The organism is Paenibacillus glucanolyticus, assembly GCF_037333485.1.
Taxonomy (GTDB): Bacteria; Bacillota; Bacilli; order Paenibacillales; family Paenibacillaceae; genus Paenibacillus_AQ; species Paenibacillus_AQ glucanolyticus.
Map to the genome: position 1 here is coordinate 94,820 of NZ_CP147845.1, position 23,250 is coordinate 118,069.

General features: G+C 48.1%; 16 protein-coding genes and 1 pseudogene. 12 read left to right on the forward strand and 5 right to left on the reverse strand.

Features of this window, described 5'->3' with window-relative positions; translation table 11 throughout:
* Positions 1-107 precede the first annotated feature (107 nt).
* The 6 genes and pseudogenes from WDY75_RS00475 (at position 108) to WDY75_RS00500 (ending at position 5,204) form a co-directional block, all read left to right on the forward strand.
* The gene (locus tag WDY75_RS00475; RefSeq protein ID WP_063478173.1) at positions 108-707 is read left to right on the forward strand and encodes a TetR/AcrR family transcriptional regulator; all 600 of its coding nucleotides are present in this window, start codon (positions 108-110) and stop codon (positions 705-707) included.
* Between the two features lie 199 nt (positions 708-906).
* On the forward strand, positions 907-2,010 hold the full coding sequence (locus WDY75_RS00480) for a glycosyl hydrolase (protein WP_082834275.1): 1,104 nt from the start codon (positions 907-909) through the stop codon (positions 2,008-2,010).
* Positions 2,000-2,875 (forward strand): GGDEF domain-containing protein, encoded by an 876-nt coding sequence (locus WDY75_RS00485; protein WP_063479720.1) that lies wholly within the window; start codon positions 2,000-2,002, stop codon positions 2,873-2,875. Before WDY75_RS00480 ends, WDY75_RS00485 begins: the two co-directional genes overlap by 11 nt.
* Positions 2,876-2,925: 50 nt before the next feature.
* Complete coding sequence (locus WDY75_RS00490) at positions 2,926-3,069, forward strand: hypothetical protein (protein WP_006207234.1); 144 nt, start codon at positions 2,926-2,928, stop codon at positions 3,067-3,069.
* Positions 3,062-4,363, forward strand: coding sequence for a glycosyltransferase family 2 protein (locus tag WDY75_RS00495; RefSeq protein WP_063478170.1), 1,302 nt, complete (start codon positions 3,062-3,064; stop codon positions 4,361-4,363). The genes WDY75_RS00490 and WDY75_RS00495 overlap by 8 nt, the downstream gene beginning before the upstream one ends.
* Before the next feature lie 53 nt (positions 4,364-4,416).
* Positions 4,417-5,204 (forward strand): annotated as a pseudogene (locus WDY75_RS00500) (AAC(3) family N-acetyltransferase).
* A gap of 316 nt (positions 5,205-5,520) precedes the next feature.
* Here the strand turns inward: WDY75_RS00500 and WDY75_RS00505 are convergent.
* On the reverse strand, positions 5,521-6,375 hold the full coding sequence (locus WDY75_RS00505; RefSeq protein ID WP_338841692.1) for a hypothetical protein: 855 nt from the start codon (positions 6,373-6,375) through the stop codon (positions 5,521-5,523).
* A gap of 273 nt (positions 6,376-6,648) precedes the next feature.
* On the opposite strand from WDY75_RS00505, the gene WDY75_RS00510 reads away from it, so the two are divergent.
* Entirely contained in the window at positions 6,649-9,795 is a 3,147-nt protein-coding gene (locus tag WDY75_RS00510; RefSeq protein ID WP_063478169.1) for an ATP-binding protein, read from the forward strand.
* 323 nt (positions 9,796-10,118) lie between these two features.
* Here the strand turns inward: WDY75_RS00510 and WDY75_RS00515 are convergent, their stop codons facing one another.
* Entirely contained in the window at positions 10,119-10,865 is a 747-nt protein-coding gene (locus WDY75_RS00515; protein ID WP_063478168.1) for a DUF1648 domain-containing protein, read from the reverse strand.
* Between the two features lie 1,118 nt (positions 10,866-11,983).
* Here WDY75_RS00515 and mqo point away from each other — a divergent pair.
* On the forward strand, positions 11,984-13,489 hold the full coding sequence (gene mqo, locus WDY75_RS00520; RefSeq protein WP_006207227.1) for a malate dehydrogenase (quinone): 1,506 nt from the start codon (positions 11,984-11,986) through the stop codon (positions 13,487-13,489).
* 152 nt (positions 13,490-13,641) lie between these two features.
* Here mqo and WDY75_RS00525 read toward each other — a convergent pair whose 3' ends face one another.
* Positions 13,642-15,087 (reverse strand): DEAD/DEAH box helicase, encoded by a 1,446-nt coding sequence (locus WDY75_RS00525; protein ID WP_063478165.1) that lies wholly within the window; start codon positions 15,085-15,087, stop codon positions 13,642-13,644.
* 775 nt (positions 15,088-15,862) lie between these two features.
* On the opposite strand from WDY75_RS00525, the gene WDY75_RS00530 reads away from it, so the two are divergent.
* The 4 genes from WDY75_RS00530 (at position 15,863) to WDY75_RS00545 (ending at position 20,804) form a co-directional block, all read left to right on the forward strand.
* Positions 15,863-16,750 (forward strand): SMI1/KNR4 family protein, encoded by an 888-nt coding sequence (locus tag WDY75_RS00530; RefSeq protein ID WP_063478163.1) that lies wholly within the window; start codon positions 15,863-15,865, stop codon positions 16,748-16,750.
* A 378-nt stretch (positions 16,751-17,128) separates the two neighbouring features.
* Positions 17,129-17,869 (forward strand): Bax inhibitor-1/YccA family protein, encoded by a 741-nt coding sequence (locus tag WDY75_RS00535; protein WP_006207222.1) that lies wholly within the window; start codon positions 17,129-17,131, stop codon positions 17,867-17,869.
* A 190-nt stretch (positions 17,870-18,059) separates the two neighbouring features.
* Positions 18,060-19,538, forward strand: coding sequence for a protein adenylyltransferase SelO (locus WDY75_RS00540; RefSeq protein ID WP_006207221.1), 1,479 nt, complete (start codon positions 18,060-18,062; stop codon positions 19,536-19,538).
* A 273-nt stretch (positions 19,539-19,811) separates the two neighbouring features.
* Positions 19,812-20,804 carry an aminoglycoside phosphotransferase family protein gene (locus tag WDY75_RS00545; RefSeq protein WP_063478162.1) on the forward strand — a complete coding sequence of 331 codons (993 nt, stop codon included), beginning with the start codon at positions 19,812-19,814 and terminating at the stop codon, positions 20,802-20,804.
* Positions 20,805-20,989: 185 nt separating this feature from the next.
* On the opposite strand, the gene WDY75_RS00550 is transcribed toward WDY75_RS00545, so the two are convergent.
* Both WDY75_RS00550 and WDY75_RS00555 read right to left on the reverse strand, forming a co-directional pair.
* Positions 20,990-22,150 carry a glycoside hydrolase family 18 protein gene (locus WDY75_RS00550; RefSeq protein ID WP_063478161.1) on the reverse strand — a complete coding sequence of 387 codons (1,161 nt, stop codon included), beginning with the start codon at positions 22,148-22,150 and terminating at the stop codon, positions 20,990-20,992.
* Positions 22,151-22,155: 5 nt separating this feature from the next.
* Entirely contained in the window at positions 22,156-23,247 is a 1,092-nt protein-coding gene (locus WDY75_RS00555) for an acyltransferase (RefSeq protein WP_006207218.1), read from the reverse strand.
* Between the last annotated feature and the right edge of the window lie 3 nt (positions 23,248-23,250).

Genomic DNA, 23,250 nt, shown 5'->3' on the forward strand with positions numbered 1-23,250 from the left:
GTCACCTATGTTATATTACCTTTGACCTATTGCTTCAATCATTAAAAGATTTTTTTTGTATGGGTTTTCAACACTTTTTGCAGAGTGTCTTTTTTGGAGGTGAGGATATGGAAAAAAAAGAGGATCGTCGTATAGAACGAACTAAGGATAGTTTACGCAAAACATTTAAAGAACTTGCTTTAGAACGAGGCTATTCACGCGTCCGTGTAAAAGATATTGTTGAGGTAGCCAATTATAACCGGACGACCTTTTATGTACATTTCCTTGGAAAAGAAGAACTTGCGAAGGAATTGATCGAACATGAAATGAAAGATTTTGTTCATGAATTCTGTAAACCATTGCGCGACAATCCGGTGCTTGACTTACGCCAAATGAGCCCGTCAGGGACCGATGTCTTTCATTATATTAAAGAGAATCGGAGCTACTATGATTTACTGGTATGCGATGATCCAATTCCGGATATAAATCGAGCATTGCTTCGAGAGTTACAAGATATTTTTCAAAATCGAATGTCCTTTGTAGGTGATCAGGCTTCTGAAATTAATGCACAATACTTCATCCATTACAGGTCATATGGTATTTATGGATTTATTCTAGAATGGATTCGCAGTGGCTATGACGCCACGCCTTCTGAAATGGCACGACGAATTATTAATCTGCTATATTATCATTCGCCAATCATGGAGCAAATTAGTGAAAATACCTAACCTTTTTAAAATAAAGGTGAAACGTTTCGGGCCATCGTACAAGGATGGCTCTTTTTTTGCCGTTACGATCTCGGAAGCCCTCAACTTGTACAGTTTTTGTACAGAATAGAATGATACAATTCGCGAGGGGGGAAAACCCTCGGGTGAAGATTTTTTTCCGCATAAAAGTATTGCTCCTTAGGGGATGGAGGTCGGCGGTTTGAAGTGGCGAAGTGGACGTAAGGTCTTGTGGATAGGACTTGTCTTATGGTTAGGCGCAGCCTTGGGGATCGGAGAAAGTTTGATCCAAGCCAAGGGGGAAAATGTAACGAAACGGTTTATTACGATGAATATGATCAACCCGAATGGCACGATGGCTACCTATTTACAGGGAGCGGAATCGGTCAATCCTGAATGGGCAGCGGGACGAGAGGCTCTCTCCGAATCCCTTGGGTTCTGGATGCAGGCGGCGCTGGCTAGTCATGACCTTGTTGCATTTGAGAAGAGTTATGACGCATTAACCCGTTATTTTACGGCAGATCGTCAATATATTGTATGGAAACTAAATCCTGAAGGCGGGGCGGAAGTCAGCACAAACGCACTTGGTGACGATTTGCGGATTATAGGGGCTCTGGTGGAAGGTTCCCGGATATGGAAGGGCCACTCCGAATGGACGGCGACTGCCAGCGATCTTGCGGAAACCTTGTTAAGCCGGTCACAAAAGAACGGGTATCTGGTGGATTTCTACGATTTCTCCACGGAGGAACTGCCCGACACCCTGAGTCTTGCTTATGTGGATCTTTCAGCACTGCGTAGGCTCTTGGAAGAAGGCATACTGGATATGAAAACGTACAACCGATATCATTCCCTGCTGCAGGGAATGCCGGATGACGGCGTGTTTTATCCCAAAGCTTATCATGTGGTAAACGGGGAATATACATATGATGAAAATGTGAATTTAATTGATCAGCTGCTGGTCGCTATGCATGTCGGGGAAACGCAAAGGAGCCAAGAGTCGCTGCTTCAATTCCTCAAGCAGGAATTGAAGCAGACGGGAAAGATCGCGGGACAGTATAGACGCGCCGACCGAAAGGCCGTGGTGAAATACGAGTCTTCCTCAGTTTATGGTCTCGCTATCATGTTTGCTATCCAAATGGAGGACAGGCCCTTTGCCGTCAAGCTGAACAAACGTCTGCAGACCTTAAAAGGGAAAGATATCCGTTATCCTGGGGGGTATGTGTTCGAGAAGAACACGCATGTTTTTGATAACTTGCTTCCTTTATTAGGGGAATATGCTATTGATCGAGGTGGACATGGAAAATAAAAGATGGGTTCAACGCGCAGTCTGGGGATACGCCCTTCTGATCGGTTTAGCGGTGGTGCAGGAGCTGCTGGTCTATATCAATGTCTTTAGAGACCAATCCTTTACCTTACTGGAGCTGGGATTCGCCATTGGCTGCCTTGCGGCTCTGATGCTGGGCTTCCTGGCCCCTGCCGGGGTCTCGGTCGTTTGTATTTTTGTATATATCGTGGCTTATTTTGTATGGCTTACGACTTATGCGAAGGTCGATGTGCTGTCCATCTCCTGGCTCTGGCTGCTGCCAGCCAATGTAGCCGTTGCCGCATTCATCAAAACCGGGCTGGTTCGCAATAAGCGGCTAATGGAGCGGCTGGAGGAGCTGCAACGAAAGAATCCGGAAGTGGATTTAGCCACCGCGCTAGGCAATAAGGAAGCTTTTAGGGAAACGCTGATCAAGCAGTCTAATCTCGCTAATCGTTATTCAGATATGTATAACTTCTGCCTGGTCATGTTTAAAATTGAATTTCTGCCGATGGTGCAGGAATCCCTAGGTTCACAAGGCTATGCCCAACTTCTCGCCTCCTTATCGGAAGGGATACGGAAGCATATTCGTTACGAGGATTACAAATTCGCCCTGGACCGGGGAAGATTTATTGTGCTGCTCCCTATGACAGACCAGGAGTATTTAATGACATTGACAGACCGGATTAGGCACGCGCTGGTAGACATTCCGTCTCAGGACGGGAAAGGCGGGGAGCTGAATCTGGTGATCCGTACAGGGGCCCTGGTCTTTGCTAAGGAGCAATTCAGTCAATACGAAGATGCGGATGCCGTCATTGCCGCACTTGAACGCAACACGGAGACGGATTTGATCGGAGAATATATATGAATTTTTGCGCATTATTCAATAAGCAGCAGGCAGAGAAGGAGATGTAATAGATGTCTTACACTGCGTGGTTTGTTCCGTTATGCAAGATTGTCAGCCTGATGTTTGCCTTTGCGGTTCTGGGGCTGTTCATTGCAACGCTGAGCCTTCGGGTTCGTGTGAATCGAAGATACGACCGGAGGAAGAACAGTGGCTGACGCATTATTAATGTTTTGTATTATCAGCATATGGGGTGCGGTGTTTCAATCGATCCTGATAATGGGGGGAGCGGTCCGGTATATTTTCAGACAGAGCCGTAAGGAATGGACCATTCCCGATGTGGATCAGATGGCACATTTCCCCAAGGTCACCGTTCTGGTCCCCGCACACAATGAAGAATTGGTGATCGCGGCAACGGCGGAGCATATACTGCGGCTGAATTATCCGAAGGATAAGGTGCAGCTCATTGTCATTGCCGATAACTGCAGCGATGGCACCGCTGGAAGACTGAAGGCTCTGAACAGCAAGGCAGCGTATCGGGACCGGGATTTCATGGTATTTGAGCGTTCAGGAACGGGCGGTAAATCGGGGGCGCTTAATGATGCGCTGGCGTTTGCCAAACATGAATGGATTTGTATTTTTGACGCTGACGCGGCGCCGGAGCGGAACGCACTGTACTTTTTGATCGAGAAAGCAATGGAAGACCCCAAAACCTATGGAGCGGTTTTCGGGCGGAACAAGGCCAGAAACCGTGGGCAGAATTTTCTCTCCAAATGCATTAATCTGGAGCTGGTTACAGCTCAGCGAATCTATCATACCGGACTGTGGGAGCTGTTCAAGCTGGGAACCATTCCGGGGACGAATTTTATTGTGAAAACAGATCTGATCCGTGAGATCGGCGGCTGGGATACGGAGGCAATTACGGAGGATACGGCCATATCCTTCGAGATTATGACCCGGGGACAGCTCATCGCGCTGGCTCCCCAGGCGGAAGCTTATCAGCAGGAGCCGGAGCAGCTCAGTGTGTACTTGAAGCAGCGGGAACGCTGGGCCAAAGGAAACTTTTCCGTTGTGATGGAGAATATCCATCATTTGTTTGATCGGTCAAGCTGGCGCATTAAGCTTCATGTACTGTACTATGCGGCGAGTTATTTCTGGTTTTTACTGTCCATTATCGTGTCGGATATCATCATCGGCGTCAATCTGGTTTATTGGATGATCGCGCTATTCAAACCGGATGTGGTGTCACCGTTCCAGTTTGCAGATGATGTATATGTTTATCTGATGGTGGCCTGGGGATTGATGTATTACCTTTTTGTACTGCAGATCAATCTGGCGCTGGCAACCGATGTCGGGCAAAGCTCGATACAGAACTTTATTCTTTCCTGCCTATCGTATTTCACGTATGCTCAGCTATTCCTGCTGATTTCCTTGCGTGCCCTCTATTCTTTTTTTGTAGACAAAGTGACGGGGAGAAAAGCCAAGTGGTACAAAACGCAGCGATTTGGATGAGGGGACCGTTGCAGGAGAAGTTCTGATATAATGGGCCGGAGGAGGGGAAGAACATGCACACAATGGAGAGCTTAATGGAGCAATTGGAGCAGCTTGGCATTGACGGCTCCGGGACGCTGCTGATCCATTCTTCAATGAAAAGCATAGGTCCGGTCGAGGGTGGCGCAGACACCGTATTGGATGCGTTTACAGCGCACATGCAAGAGGGGCTGCTGGTGCTGCCCACTCATACGTGGTCTTATATCAATGAGGAACATCCGAAATTTTACGTGGATCAATCACCTGTGTGCGTCGGGATCCTGCCCGAACTTTTTCGCAAACGTCCAGGTGTGGTGCGTTCGCTGCATCCCACGCATTCGGTGGCCGCATTAGGCAGGGATTCCATAGCGTTCACAAGAGACGATCACCATTTCGATACGCCGTGCGCCAGGGGTTCCTCCTGGGGGAAACTGCTCGACCGAAGGGCGACCATTTTGTTGGTGGGGGTCGATTTAAAGCGCAACACCTTTATTCATGGAATCGAAGAGTGGGTGGACATACCGGGCAGGTTAACGGATGGGCATGAGAAGCTGTACACGGTTTTACCCGATGGCACGGAAATTCCGGTACCTTCCCGCAGACATTGCGGGTTGTCGTGGTCGGAGCATTTCTGAAAGTCGATGAGGTCCTTGAAAGTCAAGGCGCGATGCATAAGGGGCGGTTTGGCGATGCCGTTGTTCGGGTATGCGATGCAGCTGCGGTGACGGATATCCTGACTGAGATGCTCCGGGACAATCCGGATTTATTCTCGGATAATCAGCCCTTGGAGGGTCAGCATGCTGAAGGAAGAGTTCGTTTATAATACATAGGATATATCCGTTTTCACATTCGAAAGAGGAGATAGTCTGAGTTGTCTGCCGCTATTAAATCGGTTTGGCATAAGGCAAGGATTTCGGGAAATGTTAAAAATCGTCCTTCGAAGATACGACCTATTGGAATGCTATCAATTGACCCTTGAGAAGCATCCAGCGGCTGAAAATAAAGGGAATTTAAGAGCGCTCACCTGTCAGGTAGCGCTCTTATTTAAGGTGAACCCTATCCTAAGGCGTCTGCTTGCAGATCGGTCACCTTAAGTTTGGACTTGGTGCGTCTGGAGAGTTAAGTCCGTTATTCCGTCTTTATGGAGAAATTACGCCTAATGTTCGTTTAAAAGCCTCCATATTGTCTATCAGATACTTACTATTTTCGAATCCGGTCTGGGCAATGATGTTGTTGATATCCTGGACGAACTCGGGCAAGCTGGCGGTTGAGGCATGCTCGAATCTGTTCTCACCCGCGATGTCCCCGAACTGTCGTGCAGCTTCCTCCCGGTATTCCTCCACCCAATCCTTGCGAGTCGATACATTCTTGGCAAAGTTCAGCAGGATGCTGTTCCAATCTTTTCCGTTCACTATCGCTTCTTGCAGCTTGTCCAGCGTGCTCGGCTCAAATTTCTTCATCATATAGGTTAGATCTATATAATCATCCGGGGCTCCAACCGGCCTCTGCGGCGGTGTTTCGTAATGGACCTCATTTGTCTCAGGATCCACCGTTCTGGTTTGGGAGATGGCTCCGATTTGACGGATCGTATTCATGAATTCCGCTGCTTCGTCATCTTCCATGTAGTTATCTGCCATATACTGGGCTTGAGTGAGTCCTAATTCCAATAACGCCCCTCGTTCTGCCTCTCCGGTTACGTCTGTAATGAAATTGGACTGAATGATGCCGTAAACGGCTTCCTTCACCTCCGGGGGTTGATCGGTGAGAAGACGATTCAGCGAATCATTGATTTGAGTGGTTCCAAAATAGACAGCCGAATGATTCACAATATCCGATGCCGCCAACTGTCTGGCAGCCGGGCTGATCTCCACGCTGTCGGTGTTATGCGGAATTATGGGCATCATGTCTGTGACCAGGGAAGGCTTCTCCGCATTCTGCTTTGAGTTTATGTATAGGTTTAAGTCTTGTTGGGTCGAGCTATGAATCTTCATCATTAACGCACCCCTATCCTATGTATTCCCATTGCTCTTCTTTCTACCTTATAGTATCGGAATAATCTTCCATATTCTTTATGTTTTAATGGATAGAAAATGGCGATAGCGCTTCATAGAATCCGGGGGAACCGAGCGCAGCATCAGACTGGGCCTATTATAGCTTCATAATATAGACACAAGGATATCTCAATCCTTCTTCCTACCGCGATGTTAGATGTGGTAGATTATGGGTGAGCGCCTATATTAGTGAATGGATTAGGAGAGGAATATTCCTTGGTAAAGGACCCGCCAAGCTACCAAATAAGAAAGAGCCATATCCTGTTATGGATAGGGTTATTCATCATCGTTCTATCGAGCATGCGCATATTGTGGATGGATTGGTTTCCTGATCAACGACAGGTTCCCATAAAGAACGGGCAATTGGATTTGCGTGATTGGAAGGCTGAAGATGGCGGCATTCTGTTGCTTGATGGGGAATGGGAGTTTTACCCTTCACAATGGCTGCAAGGGAGCAGCCGGCAGCATGCAACGGGCGAGCTGGAGCCGAGGCTGATCTCGGTTCCCGGAGGATGGAATGAGGCTTTGCCTGGTGAAGGCGAGAAGCCAACTCCATATGGATTCGCATCCTATCGCCTGCGAATTCTTGTAGATCCGGAAGAGGCTACTAATTATAATATTCGCGTACCCAGCGTGCGTACGTCATCGGAGTTATATGTCAACGGCCGATTGCTTGCCAAATCCGGGCAGGTGGCGGACGTGAAGGAAGAATATACAGCGAAGAACCTACCTTATTCCACAAGCTTTGCGGCAGACGACAACGGCGTCATTGAACTCGTGATTCAGGCCGCAAATTATGTGGATAGTCGAAACAGCGGCATTGTCAGGTCCGTTACATTCGGTTCCGAGGAAGCTCTTGCAAGGGCAATGAAACTTTCCGTTTCGATGCAGACGCTGGGGGCCGTCATATTTCTTATGCACTCTGTCTATGCACTCATTTTGTTTTTGCTGGGAAATCGGGAAAAGAGACTGCTTTATTTTTCTTTACTGGCTCTATGTATAACCATCAGCAACGTATTCAGCAACGATGAGAAGCTGTTTCACCAATTATTTTACATTGGAAGCGATTGGGATTTCCGGCTTTCCAATATGGCATTCATCATCGGATGTTATGCGTTGTTGGAATGCACGAATCATCGGGAGCTTCCTTATTGGAGCAGGATGTATCCTGTTTACACGGCCATCAATCTGGGGACTGCGGGCATTACGATGTTTCTGGCTCCCCATCAGGTGATTATGCTCTTCCCGATTTATTTCTTGTTGGCCGCTGTAGCTGTCGTGATTACAATCATGGCCATCTTTAAAAGAGTCATCCAGGATATCAAACACCATCTGTTATTGCTGTGTTCCATGCTCGTACTGGTTCATCATCTGTTATGGTCGTTATTCTGGCGGGAAAGCGGCTTGAGTATGATCCACTATCCGGTTGATTTGGTGATCTCGATGGGATGCCTGGCCTCGATCTGGTTCAAGGGTTATTTCAACATGCATGCAAATACCAGGGAGCTTGCCGCAACCTTGCAAAGAGTGAATGACCATAAGGATCAGTTCTTGGCAAACACCTCACATGAATTTAAGAACCCGCTCCATAGCATGTTAAACATGTCTCAATCCGTTCTGAAAAGGGAACGCCCTTCGCTGCAAAACAGGAGCATCAAAGAGCTTGAAACGATTCTGGCTGTAGGGCGTCAGCTGACCCTAATCTTAAATGATCTGATTGATGTGATGAGTTTACGGGAAGGTAATCCGCGGCTGCAGAAAAAAACCATATCGATTCAGCCTATCGTGACCGGCGTCATAGATATGCTGCAGCTTAACGCAGAAGTGAAGTCGGTAGCCATCTTGAATCAGATTCCGGAAGATTTTCCTTCCGTCATGGCGGATGAGAGCCGCGTGATTCAGATCGTGTTCAACTTGCTGCACAATGCCGTGAAATATACGAATGAAGGGAACATAACGATTCAAGCATTTGCAGATTCCGGAAGAGCTTATATCGTGATTGCTGACACGGGGATCGGAATGGATGAAGACATGCTGAAGCGTCTATTCCTTCCGTATGAGCAAGCGAGTGCTAGCGAGACCATGATTGAAGGCGGCTTTGGGTTAGGTTTAAGTATAAGCAAGCAGCTCATTGAGCTTCATCAAGGTACTTTAGAAGTATCCTCTGCACCGGGAGAGGGCTCGACGTTTACCTTCTCGTTAGAGCTGGCAGGTATGAACGCAGAGGAGGAGCAGAGCGGATCAAACCCGTTCGAGCCAGTGGGATTACGATGGACGCCGATCCAGGAAACAGCCGTAGCCGGCTTGGAAGAAGTGGAACGAATGCCGCCAGCTGCAAAACAACCGGTTGTAATCGAGAATAGTCGTGATCGCCCGCGTCTGTTAATTGTGGATGACGATCCCGTCAACCTGCAAGTGCTAGAAGCCATATTGCCACCTGACGAATATGATGTAACAATGGCAACCAGCGGTAAAGAAGTGTTGGCTGTTCTGGATGCTCAGGAATGGGATCTGGTCATCTCCGATATTATGATGCCGCAGATGTCCGGTTATGAGCTGACTCGAAGGATTCGCGAGCGTTTTACACTCACGGAGCTCCCGGTGCTGCTTCTTACTGCAAGAAGCCAGCCGAAGGATATCCAAAGCGGATTTTTGGCGGGAGCGAACGATTATGTGACCAAGCCGGTGGAAGCAATAGAGATCCGGTCGCGGATCGAGGCGCTGACCACGATTAAACAAACGGTCCGGGAACAACTACGACTCGAAGCGGCATGGTTGCAAGCTCAAATCCAGCCTCATTTTTTATTCAATGCATTAAGTGCTGTAACCGCTCTAAGCGACGTGAATCTGGATAAGATGCGTACCTTGCTTGATGAGTTCAGCCATTTTTTGAGGTATAAATTCAGGTTCCAGAATACGGATGGACTTGTTCCGATTGAAGAGGAGCTGAGTCTAATTCGATCTTACGTCTACATTGAAAGTGTTCGGTTTGAAGACAGGCTGCAGGTTGTATGGGAGCTGGATGACTGCGAGGAATTAAAAGTTCCGTTCCTTTCGATCCAGCCTTTAGTGGAAAATGCGATCAGACACGGCATTATGAAGCGCACGCGCGGAGGTAAAATACATATTCGGATTGCTGTCCGAACCACGCATGCAGAGATAACGGTTCAAGACGACGGTGTCGGCATGAGTGAAGCTAAATTGCAGCAAATATTGGATAGGAAAGCAGAGAAACGGTCGGGCGTCGGCTTGATCAATACGGACCAGCGGTTAAAACGGCATTTCGGAGCAGGACTCCGTATCCAGAGTGTGTTAGGTAAAGGGACCGAGGTAACTTTTCATGTGCGTCTCGGAATGAAGTGACAACGTAAGAGCAGTTTGAAACGCAGCCCGGTGTGGTTGCGTTTTTTTATGATTACTCGCTCGAACGCGGGCGGCTCTACGGAGGTTCGCTGACTTGGTTTGGCATATTGCCGCATCCTAAATTGGATCATCTGAGGTGCGAAGCCAAATTTCGCTATCTCATCTATGGATGCTGCAGCTACTCCTTGCGTTTTTCTCCAGGCACAGCTTGGAGTGGGTCTTATTGTATTACAAGATTTTAAGCTGACAGCCGCAACTTCCTGGTATATAAACGGGATGTTGAAAGCTTGAATACTCCGGTGAGTATTAACCTCCAAGCCTTGTTACCGCACCACAACTAACAGTACAATAATTCCGAGCCAAATCAGCCAGGTTACTGGGTGACCGAAATTTAATCCCCAGCCGACTCCGAACCTTTTCTCGACGATTAGGTTTGGATCTTTGCGATTGAAATAAATCATACCTAATAGCCATTTATCATCATCATGGACAGGTCTGACATTGGAGTAATTGGTAGATCGTTCCAAGCGGCTTCCGCCCTGACCAGCCCAGAACGATAAGGCGAAGGCGTATAGGATGATAAAGGCTATTATGATTAGGATAATGGGGATAGCGAAATTGATGTTAAGCAGAGACATCATGTTTAGTTGCACGACGGAAAACAGGATAACTATTAAGAAGCTTGCTGTAATCATAAAACATGACCAAGTACGGCGGAAAGTTACGTCTTGTCTGATGGAACGGTCAGGATCAGTGGGTTGAACCTGCTGCTTCACTCTGCGAATACTCCAATTCTCAAATATGAACAAAAGTGTTATGAACACTTGCACTATCGTAGGCATAAACACAGAACTATAAGATTTAGCTGCATAGCGGTCTACGTTCCAACTGCTGTTGTAATGGATCGGAATCTGATCAGGAATCAGATCGTAGTTGCGTAGCACAGTTACAATACTAACAACAATAATTAAAACATGAATGAGGAACCAATTACTAGACAAGCCAATGTTTCTTTTCCGAAATCCAGTGTCCACTGCCATGATCGATGGTTCCGGAGCAATAGGCAGCATAGGTAGTAACCTTTTCATTTTGAAATGATAGCTAATGTTTATGATTAGGGAGATTACGACCATGGCGAGTGAATAAGTGACAATGATCCAACTTTGTTGCTTGGAATGTTGTTCATCACCGTATATTAGGCAGATGATACAAACAATGAATAGGATGGTATGTATGCAAGGTAGCACTAATCCTGGCATATGACTTCCGCATCTGGCGCAAAGGCTCACTGTGGAATTGTACAGCGCTGACGGTGACCCCAAAACTAATCGTTTCTCTTGTTAAATAAGGCATGCTTACCATGAGTACAATGGTAGGTACAAATACAAAGACCATTACTATAACAGGCATTATCGTCATATCATTCGCCTCCTCTTATACATAAGTGTGTATTCGAAAACTCTATAACCCTTATAACATAATTGAAGAAGGAATTATTCCAATGCAGATCTCAGATGATGGTATTATTAAGCCTCAATATGCTTGGCGGGGAATAACGCTGAATAATAATGAACATCTGACACTTTATCCGACGGATGAGACCCGTGGACTATATGCAGTCAAAGATACAAATATGAGCATTAGATATCAACTAAACAGATCTGCTAATCATTATGCTTGGCTTAGAGCTTATTACACCCCAACTTATGAATGGAGATCTGAGGGTACAAAACAAAACAGTAACAGACACATATAAGGCTCCAGTTTCAGATTATTATATAGGATTTCTTCGTAATCTGTCCTCTGATGCATTTACCATCAATATATTTGAAATCAAGTTTTATGCCAACCTTGGGTAAACCGATGTTCTGTTTCTTATGGGCATAGTAAGAGGACTTAAAAAACACTAATTGTCTTCTCCGTACATAACACGACGAAATGTGACATAATGGAAGCGAAAAAGGTCCGTGTTTCCCAGAGATCCCCCATTTTGTATAAAAGCATTGGCAACGTTCGTTTTGGAGGGGAACTTGGAGAAGGCCTGAAATAATTTAACGGCTTTTAAATAGCATATAACTATCATATAATAGAAATATCATATTTTTTTTGACCGGGAAGGGATGTACACTGTCTTGAATGAGAGCGCCTACATCTTTTCTTCAAATATTAACGTGTAAGGACGGTAAACATGAGCAACCGACAAACCGAAACAGACGTTATTTTAATTGGTGCCGGAATTATGAGTGCGACTCTGGGAACATTGCTGAAGGAATTGGTGCCGGACTGGAAAATCACTGTGTTTGAGAAGCTGGCAAGCGCAGGGGAAGAAAGCTCTAACGAATGGAATAATGCGGGGACGGGGCATGCTGCGCTGTGCGAGCTTAACTACACAGCTGAACGACCGGACGGTTCTGTAGATATTAGCAAAGCGATAGACGTGAATGAGCAGTTTCAAGTTTCTATGCAGTTTTGGTCTTATCTGGTGAATGCCAATCTGATTCGTAATCCGCAAGATTTTATCATGCCATTGCCTCATATGAGTTTAGTGCAAGGGGCAGAAGATGTCGCATATTTGAGAAAACGTTATGAAACGATGTCCAATCACCCTCTGTTTCAAGGGATGGAGTACTCCGATGACCCGAAACAGCTGATGGAATGGATTCCGCTGATCATGAAAGACCGTACATCGAATGAGCCCATAGCGGCCACGAAAAGTGACTCGGGTACGGACGTTAACTTTGGCGCTTTAACGCGCATGCTGTTCGAGCACTTAAAGAATCAGAACACCGATATCAAATACAAGCATAGCGTGGATGATATCAAACGCACGAGCGATGGCTCATGGGAATTGAAAGTGCGGAATGATCACGGTCAAGTCGAGCGCCATACCGCCAAATTCGTCTTCATCGGCGGCGGCGGCGGAAGTCTGCCACTTCTTCAAAAATGCGGTATCCCTGAGGGAAAACATACCGGAGGCTTCCCGATCAGCGGACTGTTCATGGTCTGTAACAATCCTGAGGTTGTAGCGGAGCACCATGCCAAAGTATATGGCAAAGCGAAGGTGGGTGCGCCCCCGATGTCGGTTCCGCATCTGGACACCCGATTCATTGATCATCAGAAATCGCTGCTCTTCGGACCTTTTGCCGGCTTCTCGCCAAAGTTCCTGAAGACCGGTTCCATGTTTGACTTATTCGGTTCGATCAAACCGAATAATGTGCTGACGATGCTGGCAGCAGGTGCCAAGAACCTGTCATTGACCAAATACCTGGTCCAGCAAGTCATGTTGTCCAAAGAAAAGCGCATGGAAGAGCTGCGCGAGTTTATCCCGAATGCCAAGATCGAAGATTGGGATATGTTGGTGGCCGGTCAACGTGTGCAGGTAATCAAAGATACGGATATCGGCGGTAAAGGAACGCTTCGATTCGGCACGGAAGTGGTTAGCGCCGCTGACGGATCGATTGCAGCCTTGCTGGGCGCTTCTCCAGGGGCTTCCACCGCTGTTTCGGTTATGCTGGAGGTTGTCGAAAAATGCTTCCCGCAGCATGTTAAAGCGTGGGAGCCGAAAATAAGGGAAATGATTCCTTCCTATGGCTTGTCGCTGTCGGAGAATCCGGAACTTATTCAAGATATGCATGCTTCCACCGCGCAGGCGCTCGGTCTGAACAGTAATTCGAAGCTTCAAATCGCGCGTTAAGGGGCATTAGTCCAATAAGCATCACAGGAGAGCAGAACAATCAGGTTCTGCTCTTTTTTTTGCATAAAAAAACCCCGATTCAACCGGGGGGATTATTTATTTAGAAGGGCTGCCGCTTCCAACTTGCGAAGGGGCAGCCCAGGTGTAATCATTTATTTATTTCCCTTACGTACCTTGAGCAGCTTGCCTTTCACTGTGGTGTTCTGCATCATCTCGAGCACCATAGGACCTTTGCCATTGAGTATCTCCACATCGGTCACAAAATCAAAAATGGTAATGATCCCGATGTCATCCGCGGTGATCCCATCCAGCTTCGCAATCGTTCCAACGAAGTCCACGGCGCGAAGCTTTTTCTTCTTGCCGCCATTGAAATTAAGCTTCATGATCTGCTGGTTCAGCTGCTCACGCTTGTCTTTTTTCAGCTTAGGCCGAATATTCAGCTTGCGTTCGAACGCTTCCCGGCATTCATCAACCTTCTCTTCAGAGGGAGCGGTCATCTTCGGAATAGCAAAGCCAATATACGCTTCGATATCGGCTAATCTCCCGGAATCCCTTGGGGTGACGAGGGTAATAGCACTGCCGGTCTGGCCGGCTCGCCCCGTACGTCCTGTGCGGTGTACGTAGCTTTCCTTCTCCAGCGGGATATCGTAGTTGATGACATGAGTGATATTGGAGATGTCGATCCCCCTGGCAGCAACGTCGGTCGCAATGAGATAGCGGAATTGCCCTCGTCGGAATGCGTGCATCACTTCGAAACGCTCTTCCTGCTCCATGCCGCCATGAATCCGATCACACGGGTACCCGAGATCAGCCAGCGCCCGGAATAGGGTATCTACATGCTCTTGTGTCCGGCAAAACACAATGCAGCTGTCTGGATTCGTGGTGATAAGCAGATTTTGCAGAACAGCGAGTTTATCCGCCTCTTTGACCTGGACCTGAGCGTGGTCAATCGTCGCAGTTGTGAGCCCGCTTGCCTTAATCTCGATCTGCTCCGGGTGATTCATGTACTTGTGGGCGAGTTTAGCCACATCCTCGGGAAACGTAGCCGAGAACAGCATGGTCACCCTGTTGTGAGGGAGGGCTTGAATGATCGACTGTACCTGCTCAATAAAGCCCATGTTCAGCATCTCATCCGCTTCGTCGATGACGAGATGCGAGATCCGATCCAGTGACAGCGATCCGCGCTCTATATGGTCCAGCACCCGCCCCGGCGTGCCTACAACGATATGCGTTCTTTGCTTGAGCTCGGCTTTTTGCATATGGAAGGGATGTCTCCCATACAAGGGCGTCGCCTTGATTCTCTTGAAGCGTCCAATATTCGTAATGTCCTCGTTGACCTGTAGGGCAAGTTCACGGGTGGGGGTTAGGATTAAGGCCTGCGGCTTATTCTCATTCCATTCCACTTGCTCACAGAGCGGAATGCCGTAGGCGGCGGTTTTGCCGCTGCCGGTCTGGGATTTGACAACAAGATCCCGTTTTTCCAGCGCAACGGGTATGACCTCTGTTTGCACCTCGGTTGGTGTCGTGTAGCCAAGACTATCGAGCGCTCTTCTAATCTCTTCACTTAATGGATAATCTGTAAAACGCTTGTCGCTCATCATTAACCTCTTCTACGTTATATTCGAATACCTATATATACAGGCTTATACCATGCATTTATCGTATACCTATCTATTATACTCCGAATCTTTCGGTTGTATTTGTTTTATCCAGAAATCAGGGGGTTCATAGACAATGAGGGAGTAGTCCAGTTCATGGCCTTGAGCAGTTGCTAATTGAACGAGCAGTTTTTTATTTAGATCAAAAGGTCGTAAAGCGCTCGTTTTTATCGATATTACCTGGACCCCGTCCCGTGTAGGCTTCCCACTGAGAACGATTTGATTGCCATGTGTGTACACATATGTAACCGTTGTCTGAAAAACAACGATATATAGATCAAGGTCCGTTCTATTCTGGAACACGGGGAACTCAATGCCTACATTTTGCTTAAAGTCTAATTCGCTGGAGATTCCGATGTCATATGTTGTGAATAATCGGTGAAGCGCATAATGTATGCGCATAGGCATGTAGCTCCATCGGCCACCTCAATAGGTGCTATGCCAGTGTTCTTCATATACAGGTCTTCGAAAGTCCGGATCATTCTTCAGTATTATAAAGGGAACGGCCGTACCTTTCTGGAGAACCTCTGAAATCGGGATGATGTCTTTAGGATAGAATGAGTCATCAATTATATCTTCTGGCCATTCCATAATGGTCTGGGGCTTGGATGGTTCCAATCGTTCTAAACGATGTTTAACATCCTCGCCCTCTGGAGGGGGACAGGCTGGAATGGTATAATCTCAGAAAGAATGATTAGAGTGGGAGGCATGAACGATGAGTGAGGAGCTTTTGGAGCAGCTGGAAGAGTGGCATGAAGAGGATGAATATGAAGAAATTGTCGATGTTATTATGGAAATTCCCGCAGAAGAACGGGATTATGTGCTGATCAGCCATTTGGGCAGAGCGATGAGTAATCTTGAGCGTTATGAAGAGGCAGTTGAGCAGTTCTTGCTGATTGCAGAAGAGGGTAAGGATGATCCGCTGTGGCATTACCGCATAGGCCTTGCTTATTACTATCTGGAGCAATATGAGGATGCCCGGAGAGCGTTTGAAGTGGCTGATCACTTGGAGCCCGGCGATGACGATACTTTGGAATTTCTGGAATGGATTCGAAACAAAACTGCTCCGAAACCTGTAGTGGAATCTGCGGTTATGGCCTATACGGATCCTGACGTGCTGAGCTTTTGGAATGATAGCGCCCCTGCGGCAGAGAAATATGTTTCAGCCCCGCCGACAGATGATGTAATTGAGTCGGTGGAGGAAGCACTGGTCTTCAAACTGCCCGCATCTTACGTAAATATGATGAAATTACATAATGGGGGGATTCCCCACAATCGGTATTTCCCTCTGGGAGAAGCAACAGCTGAGGGAAAAGACGCCATTGAGATTTCCGGTATTCTGGGAATTGGACGAGAGAAGAAAAAATCATTGGCCGGAAGCTTAGGCAGCCGATTTATGATTGAGACGGGCGGTTATCCGGAGGTTGGCGTGGTCATATGTGACTGTCCTTCAGAATCCGAGGTCGTCATGCTGGATTACCGTTCATCCGGCAACGACGGGGAGCCCGAGGTTATCCATGTGGATAAAGGACAGGATTACAAGATCACCCGGCTTGCCGTAAACTTCGAGGCCTTCATTAACGGATTGGTGAGTAAGGGGTAGCAAATATCCAGAAACATGCGATTTACAACGCAAGAAAATGCCTCTACAAAAAGGCCCAACTTCTCTGTAACGTTATAGAGGAAGTTGAGCCTTTTGCGTTATTAACCATAAATTGATGTAAACTGAGCCTGTGGAGGAAGCCGTTCATGCATTCATGGAGTTTGATAGCAACATGGGAGAACTGTATTCTGTACACAGACGATTGATGGTCTGGGTTGCAGACGAGGAGCAACATGATTTTCAAATCCACGGATTTTACCAGCACCATGGGTAGTGCTGCAGATCCACCCATGCGTAATGCAATTTTTTTCATGTCCTAAAATATTCCAACCTATGCTAAAATGTAAACAAAACAGAAACGTTAGGGAGGCATTTATTTTGATAGGGCGCAGTGGGAATCCAATACTCAAGGAAGAAACGTTTGAGAAGAGTGGGTATTACAATGACCAGGAAACGATGACGATTGGCGGAACGGTGAACAAATCGTTCATGCTGCTCGCGCTGCTGATCGGGGCAGCGGTCATTTCGTGGGTGATGTTTTTCAACGGGTATGAGGTATTCCCGTTCATGATCGGCGGAGCGATAGGCGGTTTTGTCCTGGCGCTGGTCATCAGCTTTGTGCCGAAGGCAGCACCGTATTTGGCACCAATCTATGCGGTTCTGGAAGGCTTCTTCCTTGGGGCATTGTCCGCACATTACGAATATCTGTACTATGGAATCACGCTGCAGGCGGCCTTACTGACGATGTGCATATTCCTGGGCATGCTGCTCGCTTATAAGACAGGTCTGATTCGGGCGACCCCAGGCTTCAAAAAGGGAATTATTGCAGCCACGATCGGCATTGCGCTTGTATATCTGCTTAGTATGGTTCTGGGCCTGTTTGGTGTAGCCGTGCCTTACCTTCATGACAGCACCCCGATCGGCATCGGGATTTCGATTGTCATCATCATCATAGCTGCACTGAATTTCGTGCTCGACTTTAACTTCATCGAAGAGGGAGCACAGCAAGGCGCACCCAAATATATGGAGTGGTACGGTTCCTTCGGTCTCTTGGTTACCCTCGTATGGCTGTATATTGAAATCATCCGCTTGCTCTCGAAGCTGGCGAATCGGGATTAACGCTTTATTTTAGAATGTGAATGATCGCTGTCGGGATGTCCTCGGCAGCGATTTTTTAATATATGGGATGGGGCATGGGTCCGCAGAATAATTAATTCTCGAAAGTAAAACCCTATAAAGTGCGACTTGTGTTTAAATAATAAGTAGGGTAGATATCGTCATCATTAAACTGCGTGAAGAAGGAGATCCCATGACAGACAAGAAAGCCATGATAGATATAGGTTGGAATTTAGACAACAGTTATGCTCAATTGCCGGAAACTTTTTTTACAAAACAGGCTCCCACGCCTGTGCGTGCACCGGAATTGATTGTGCTTAATGCGCCACTGGCGGCATCTCTTGGTTTAAACGCCAAGGCACTGCAAAGCCCGGAGGGTGCAGCCGTGTTGGCGGGTAACGAAATGCCCGAAGGAGCCTTGCCGCTGGCACAGGCCTATGCCGGGCACCAATTTGGGTATTTTACGATGCTCGGTGACGGCCGGGCGGTTCTGCTGGGCGAACAGCTCACGCCGCAGGGCAAACGGGTGGATATTCAGCTTAAGGGTTCAGGCCGGACACCATATTCCCGTGGAGGGGATGGCCGGGCGGCTCTAGGCCCGATGCTGCGCGAATATATCATCAGTGAAGCCATGCATGCCCTGGGTATTCCGACCACCCGCAGCTTGGCGGTCGTGTCCACCGGTCAGCCTGTTACGCGTGAAAAGGATCTGCCGGGTGCGATTCTGACCCGCATAGCGGCCAGCCATCTGCGCGTCGGTACGTTTCAGTATGTAAGGGGGGCGGGGACAACCGAGGATCTGCGAATTCTCGCGGATTATACCCTGCAGCGGCATTACCCGGATGCAGAGCCTGGAGCTGGTGCTAACCGCTATCTGGTCCTGCTGCAGGAAGTTATCAAGCGCCAGGCCGCTCTTATTGCCAAGTGGCAGCTCGTAGGTTTTATTCATGGGGTCATGAACACCGATAATATGACCCTGAGCGGCGAAACGATTGATTATGGTCCTTGTGCTTTCATGGATACCTTTGATCCCAATACGGTATTTAGTTCTATAGATTCCCAAGGGCGCTACGCCTATGTCAACCAGCCCTATATTGCGGCGTGGAATCTTGCCCGATTGGCGGAGGCCTTGCTGCCGCTGCTGCATGAGGAGGAGGAGCAGGCTGTCAAGCTGGCCGAGGGTGCCATCGGCGCATTTACCGATCTGTATCATGAGCAGTGGCTCGCAGGCATGAGAGCCAAGCTGGGAATTTTTCATATGGAGGAGGAAGACGAAGCCTTGATTGAGGATCTTCTCAAGATGATGAAAAATCATCAGGCCGACTACACCAACACCTTCCGTGCTTTAACCTTTAATAAGCTGGAGGACACGCCTTTGCAAGGCACACCGGAGTTTGCCTCCTGGTATGAGCGCTGGCAGGCCAGACTTGGCAGGCAGCAGGAATCGTGGGATGATGCCCGCGAGCTTATGCGCAGCAGCAATCCTGCCGTCATTCCGCGCAACCATCGGGTGGAGGAAGCGCTGGAAGCAGCAGAGCAGGAAGGGGACTACAGCGTGATGCAAGAGCTGCTGGACGTTCTGGCAGAGCCTTATGCGCATTCCCCGGAGCAGGCGGAATATGCAGTCGTGCCTAAGGGGTCCCGTCCTTACCGGACCTATTGCGGAACGTAAGGGAATAGAGGGTCAAGCAAGGAAGCTTCTTGCTTGACCCTTTTTTATATGGGCTCAGCCTTGTCCATCTGTTACTTCCGAATTCCGCATGAATTCAAATACAACACAAAAAAGCCCCTGGACCTAGAGTCCAAGGGCTGTATATCGTATGGCTATTTTATTCGAGACCTTATTCAACATCATAGCAGAACCGAAAGAAACAGTCTATATTTTTGCCCGGAAATACCATAGAGTGAGGAAGCCGGCAAAACAAATGAACGGGAGCGTGGTTTCATGGGGTGGACTTGTCATCTCGATCAAGCGGATTTACAGGAGTATGTCGAGAAGGTTCTGGGTACCGGTTATGTTGTGGCGGAAGTGACGAGGATGCATGGTGGCGCGCAGAAGGTCGTCTATAAGATTCATTGCGATAACGGTTTTGTCTGCGTGCTGTATGTGTGGGATTTAACGATGAATTATTTTCAGGAAGAAATAGCGAACGAGCATGATGTGCACGAACGGCCCTTTGGCGCTCATTCGTTTGAAATGAATAACAGATGGCTAAGGGAACACGGCATTTTAACACCTGCTCTGTATGACCTTCATGTCCATACGAAACAGAGCCGTTACCCGTTTGACTATGCTCTTGTTGAGTATATCGAGGGACAGAAGGCGGAGGCTTATGTTCAGCACCCGGATCAACGGGTCCAAGATGAGGTGCTGGAGCGGCTGGGCGACATGATCGCCGGTATGCATGCACATCAAAGACAGATCTATGGAAAATCTGATCCAAGCGAAGGGCGGCGCCAGGAGCCGTGCCATCTTATGCAGCTGGATAACGCCAAGGAACAGCTCTCATACGTTGTCTTGCATCATGCAGCGATCCGAGACCATCACGACAGGCTGATTGCTATATTGAATGAGCTTGAATCCAGAATAGATTCCCGTAAGCGGTACGGTTATATCCATGGGGAGCTGGGACCGGACCACGTCTTGGTCACGGAACGCTTCGAGCCGTATCTTATTGATATTGAAGGTGCGCAATTCTTCGACACCGAGCATGAACATACGTTTCTTGAGCTTCGATTCGGAGAGAGCTACCGGTATTTCAGGCCAACCGGGCTGGATCCGAACCGAATGTTATTCTACCGCCTGCATCACTACATCTCGCTAACCTCGGGCGGCTTGAAGCTGCTTCACCGCGGGTTTCCCGATCCGGTCTTTGCTCGAAGCCTGTCCGATTACCATGCCCGGAACACCCTGCGATTCATAGAGGAATGGAGATGATCCTCGAGGAGGGTGGCCGTGGCAGGCGGAACGGACTTACAATACGGTTCAACGGTGCCGTAATGAGCACTTACCGGAGCCTGCCACAGCATAAACAGCCGATGATCTGCATGTCATGCAATCATCGGCTGTTTTGTTAGTAGTGGTGATTGGCGCTTGGCTCAAGAAGCTCAAACCTCGCTCTATTACTTGGAGGCCTGCTGCTTCTCGTTCAAATGCTCGGTTAGGAATGTTATGATTCCGTCCTCCGCATCCTGGGAGTACTGCCAGACCATCGCGCCGGCGAGGTCCTTGTTCTGGATGTAGTTGACCTTTTCCTGCAAGGCCTCCTTATCCTCGTAACTGATGAAGGTATTGCCGTTAAAGAGGTAGGCGGCCTTGGCTTTGTTGTCATAATAACGCTTGAAGCCGTTTTTGTTCAGGTAGGCTTTCTCGATCTGTTTGTAATTGAGATTTACCTTGTCGATGTCAATCGGCGTTCCGGGTGCGAGGAGACCATCTTTGCTGCCCTTGACCTCCTTGACGTTCTTCCAGCCGTACGAATAGGCAGGGACACCCAGCAGCAGCTTCCTGCTGTCGATATCGTGGTCCAGGTACATGGAGATGATCCCGTCGATGGAGTGCTTGGATTTCCCCTTGCTGTCCACGTACAGATTGGAGTTGAACCCGGTTGTGTCCGACCACTTGCCGGTCAGGTCATAGGTCATCACGTTGATGTAATCCACGTATTTCTCCACTTTTTTGACCTCAACATTGTCGAAATACCAATCCTGTGTCCCCGAGGCGAAGGTCAGCAGGTACTTCTTGTTCTTATGGGGCAGACGGTACAGCTTCTCCCGCAGTTCCTTCATCAGACTGGTGAAATTCTTCGTATCCTCAGGGCGTGCTTTCTGTGTATTCCAGGCATGGAATGCCGGATACTCCCAGTCAATATCTACCCCGTCCAGCTCCAGCTCCTTGACCATATGGATGATACTTTCCGTGAACAGATAGCGGTTCCCGTCCAGGGAAGCATCGGAGAAGCCGTCTGCACCATAGCCCCCGATCGCCAGCACCATCTGGGTCTTCGGATTATGCCTTTTCAAATTCTTGATATTTTCTTTGATCTGGTTGTTGGTGGTGCTGTCTTCATGGAAATAGAGGTCCGTTCCCTTAATCTTGGCAAAAGCGATAAAAGCGATGTCGACGCCCTTCTCTGACAGCTTGATATTCTTGTAGTCCTGCCAGGCCTCCACGTATACAGCCGTTATCTTCCGGTCTTCCGCCGAGGAGATCTGATAGAAATATAAGCCCATGCCCCCAAGCAGCAGCACGATAAACATCTTGGTATATATCGTTATTCTCATCGTAGTTAACCCCGCCCGCCGAATAGAATGTAGGTTGCCGTTTTACTTAGGTTCAGCACCTTGACGGTGATGTAGCTGATGGCGAAGATGATGGAGATATTCACGATCAGGCTGAGGGACGCTTCCAGAAACGTAGCCTCGACCTCGGTTCTGCCGGACAGCATCATCTCCACCAGCAGGTGAATCAGATAGATGCTGAAGCTGGCCCTGGAGACCGAACTGATCAGCTTCTGGATTTTGTGGTTTACTTGATCGCTGATCGTGGCTTCCTTCTCCTTGAAGAAAACAAACAAGCCGACCGCCATGAAGAAGGTGGTCATGGAATAGTTGCCGTAGAACATCTCATCCAGCACACCGCTGCGCAGCGAGACAAAATAAGTGGCTACCGGCGTGAGGAAGAACGAGACGATGCCCAGATTGTATAATATATTTTTGAGCTTTAGCGGCAGCTCGTAATGGAACAGATAGTACCCCAGTATAAAATAGCCCAGGAATCCCATGAAGAACGGAATGTTCATAATCGGAATGTTAATATATTGATCGGTTGCCCGGAATACCGTGTCCGAGATGAAGCGATACGCAATGCTGACGATAAACCATAACAGCAGGTAGTACCTGAGATCCTTCTCGCTGCAGGATTTGATAAACTTGCTGATCAGCGGTACCGTCATATAGATGGCAATAATGGCATACAGGAACCAGAGATGCACATAATTCCGGTCGGTCAGCAGCCGATAACCGAAATCGACCACGAACTCATAGGCGTTCATGCGGCTTCTCATAATGTAGTACTGATTGTACAAGCCATAGATGAGCGACCAGGTCAGGAGGGGAATGAGCAGCGGCAGCACGCGCTTCACGTAGAATTCCCGGTAGGTCGTGATTTGGGTTCGGAGAATCATGGCGCCGCTGATCATGAAGAATACCGGCACGGCGAAGCGGGAAATGGAATTAAACCCGTTGCTGATCCACCATGAGGAGGAATTGAAGTCATTCGTGCTGGTCAGCACCTCCGCTGTATAATGCAATATAATGACGGCAACGATGGATAGAATTCTTAGAATATCTACGTATACGATTCTTTTATTTGGAACCATGCT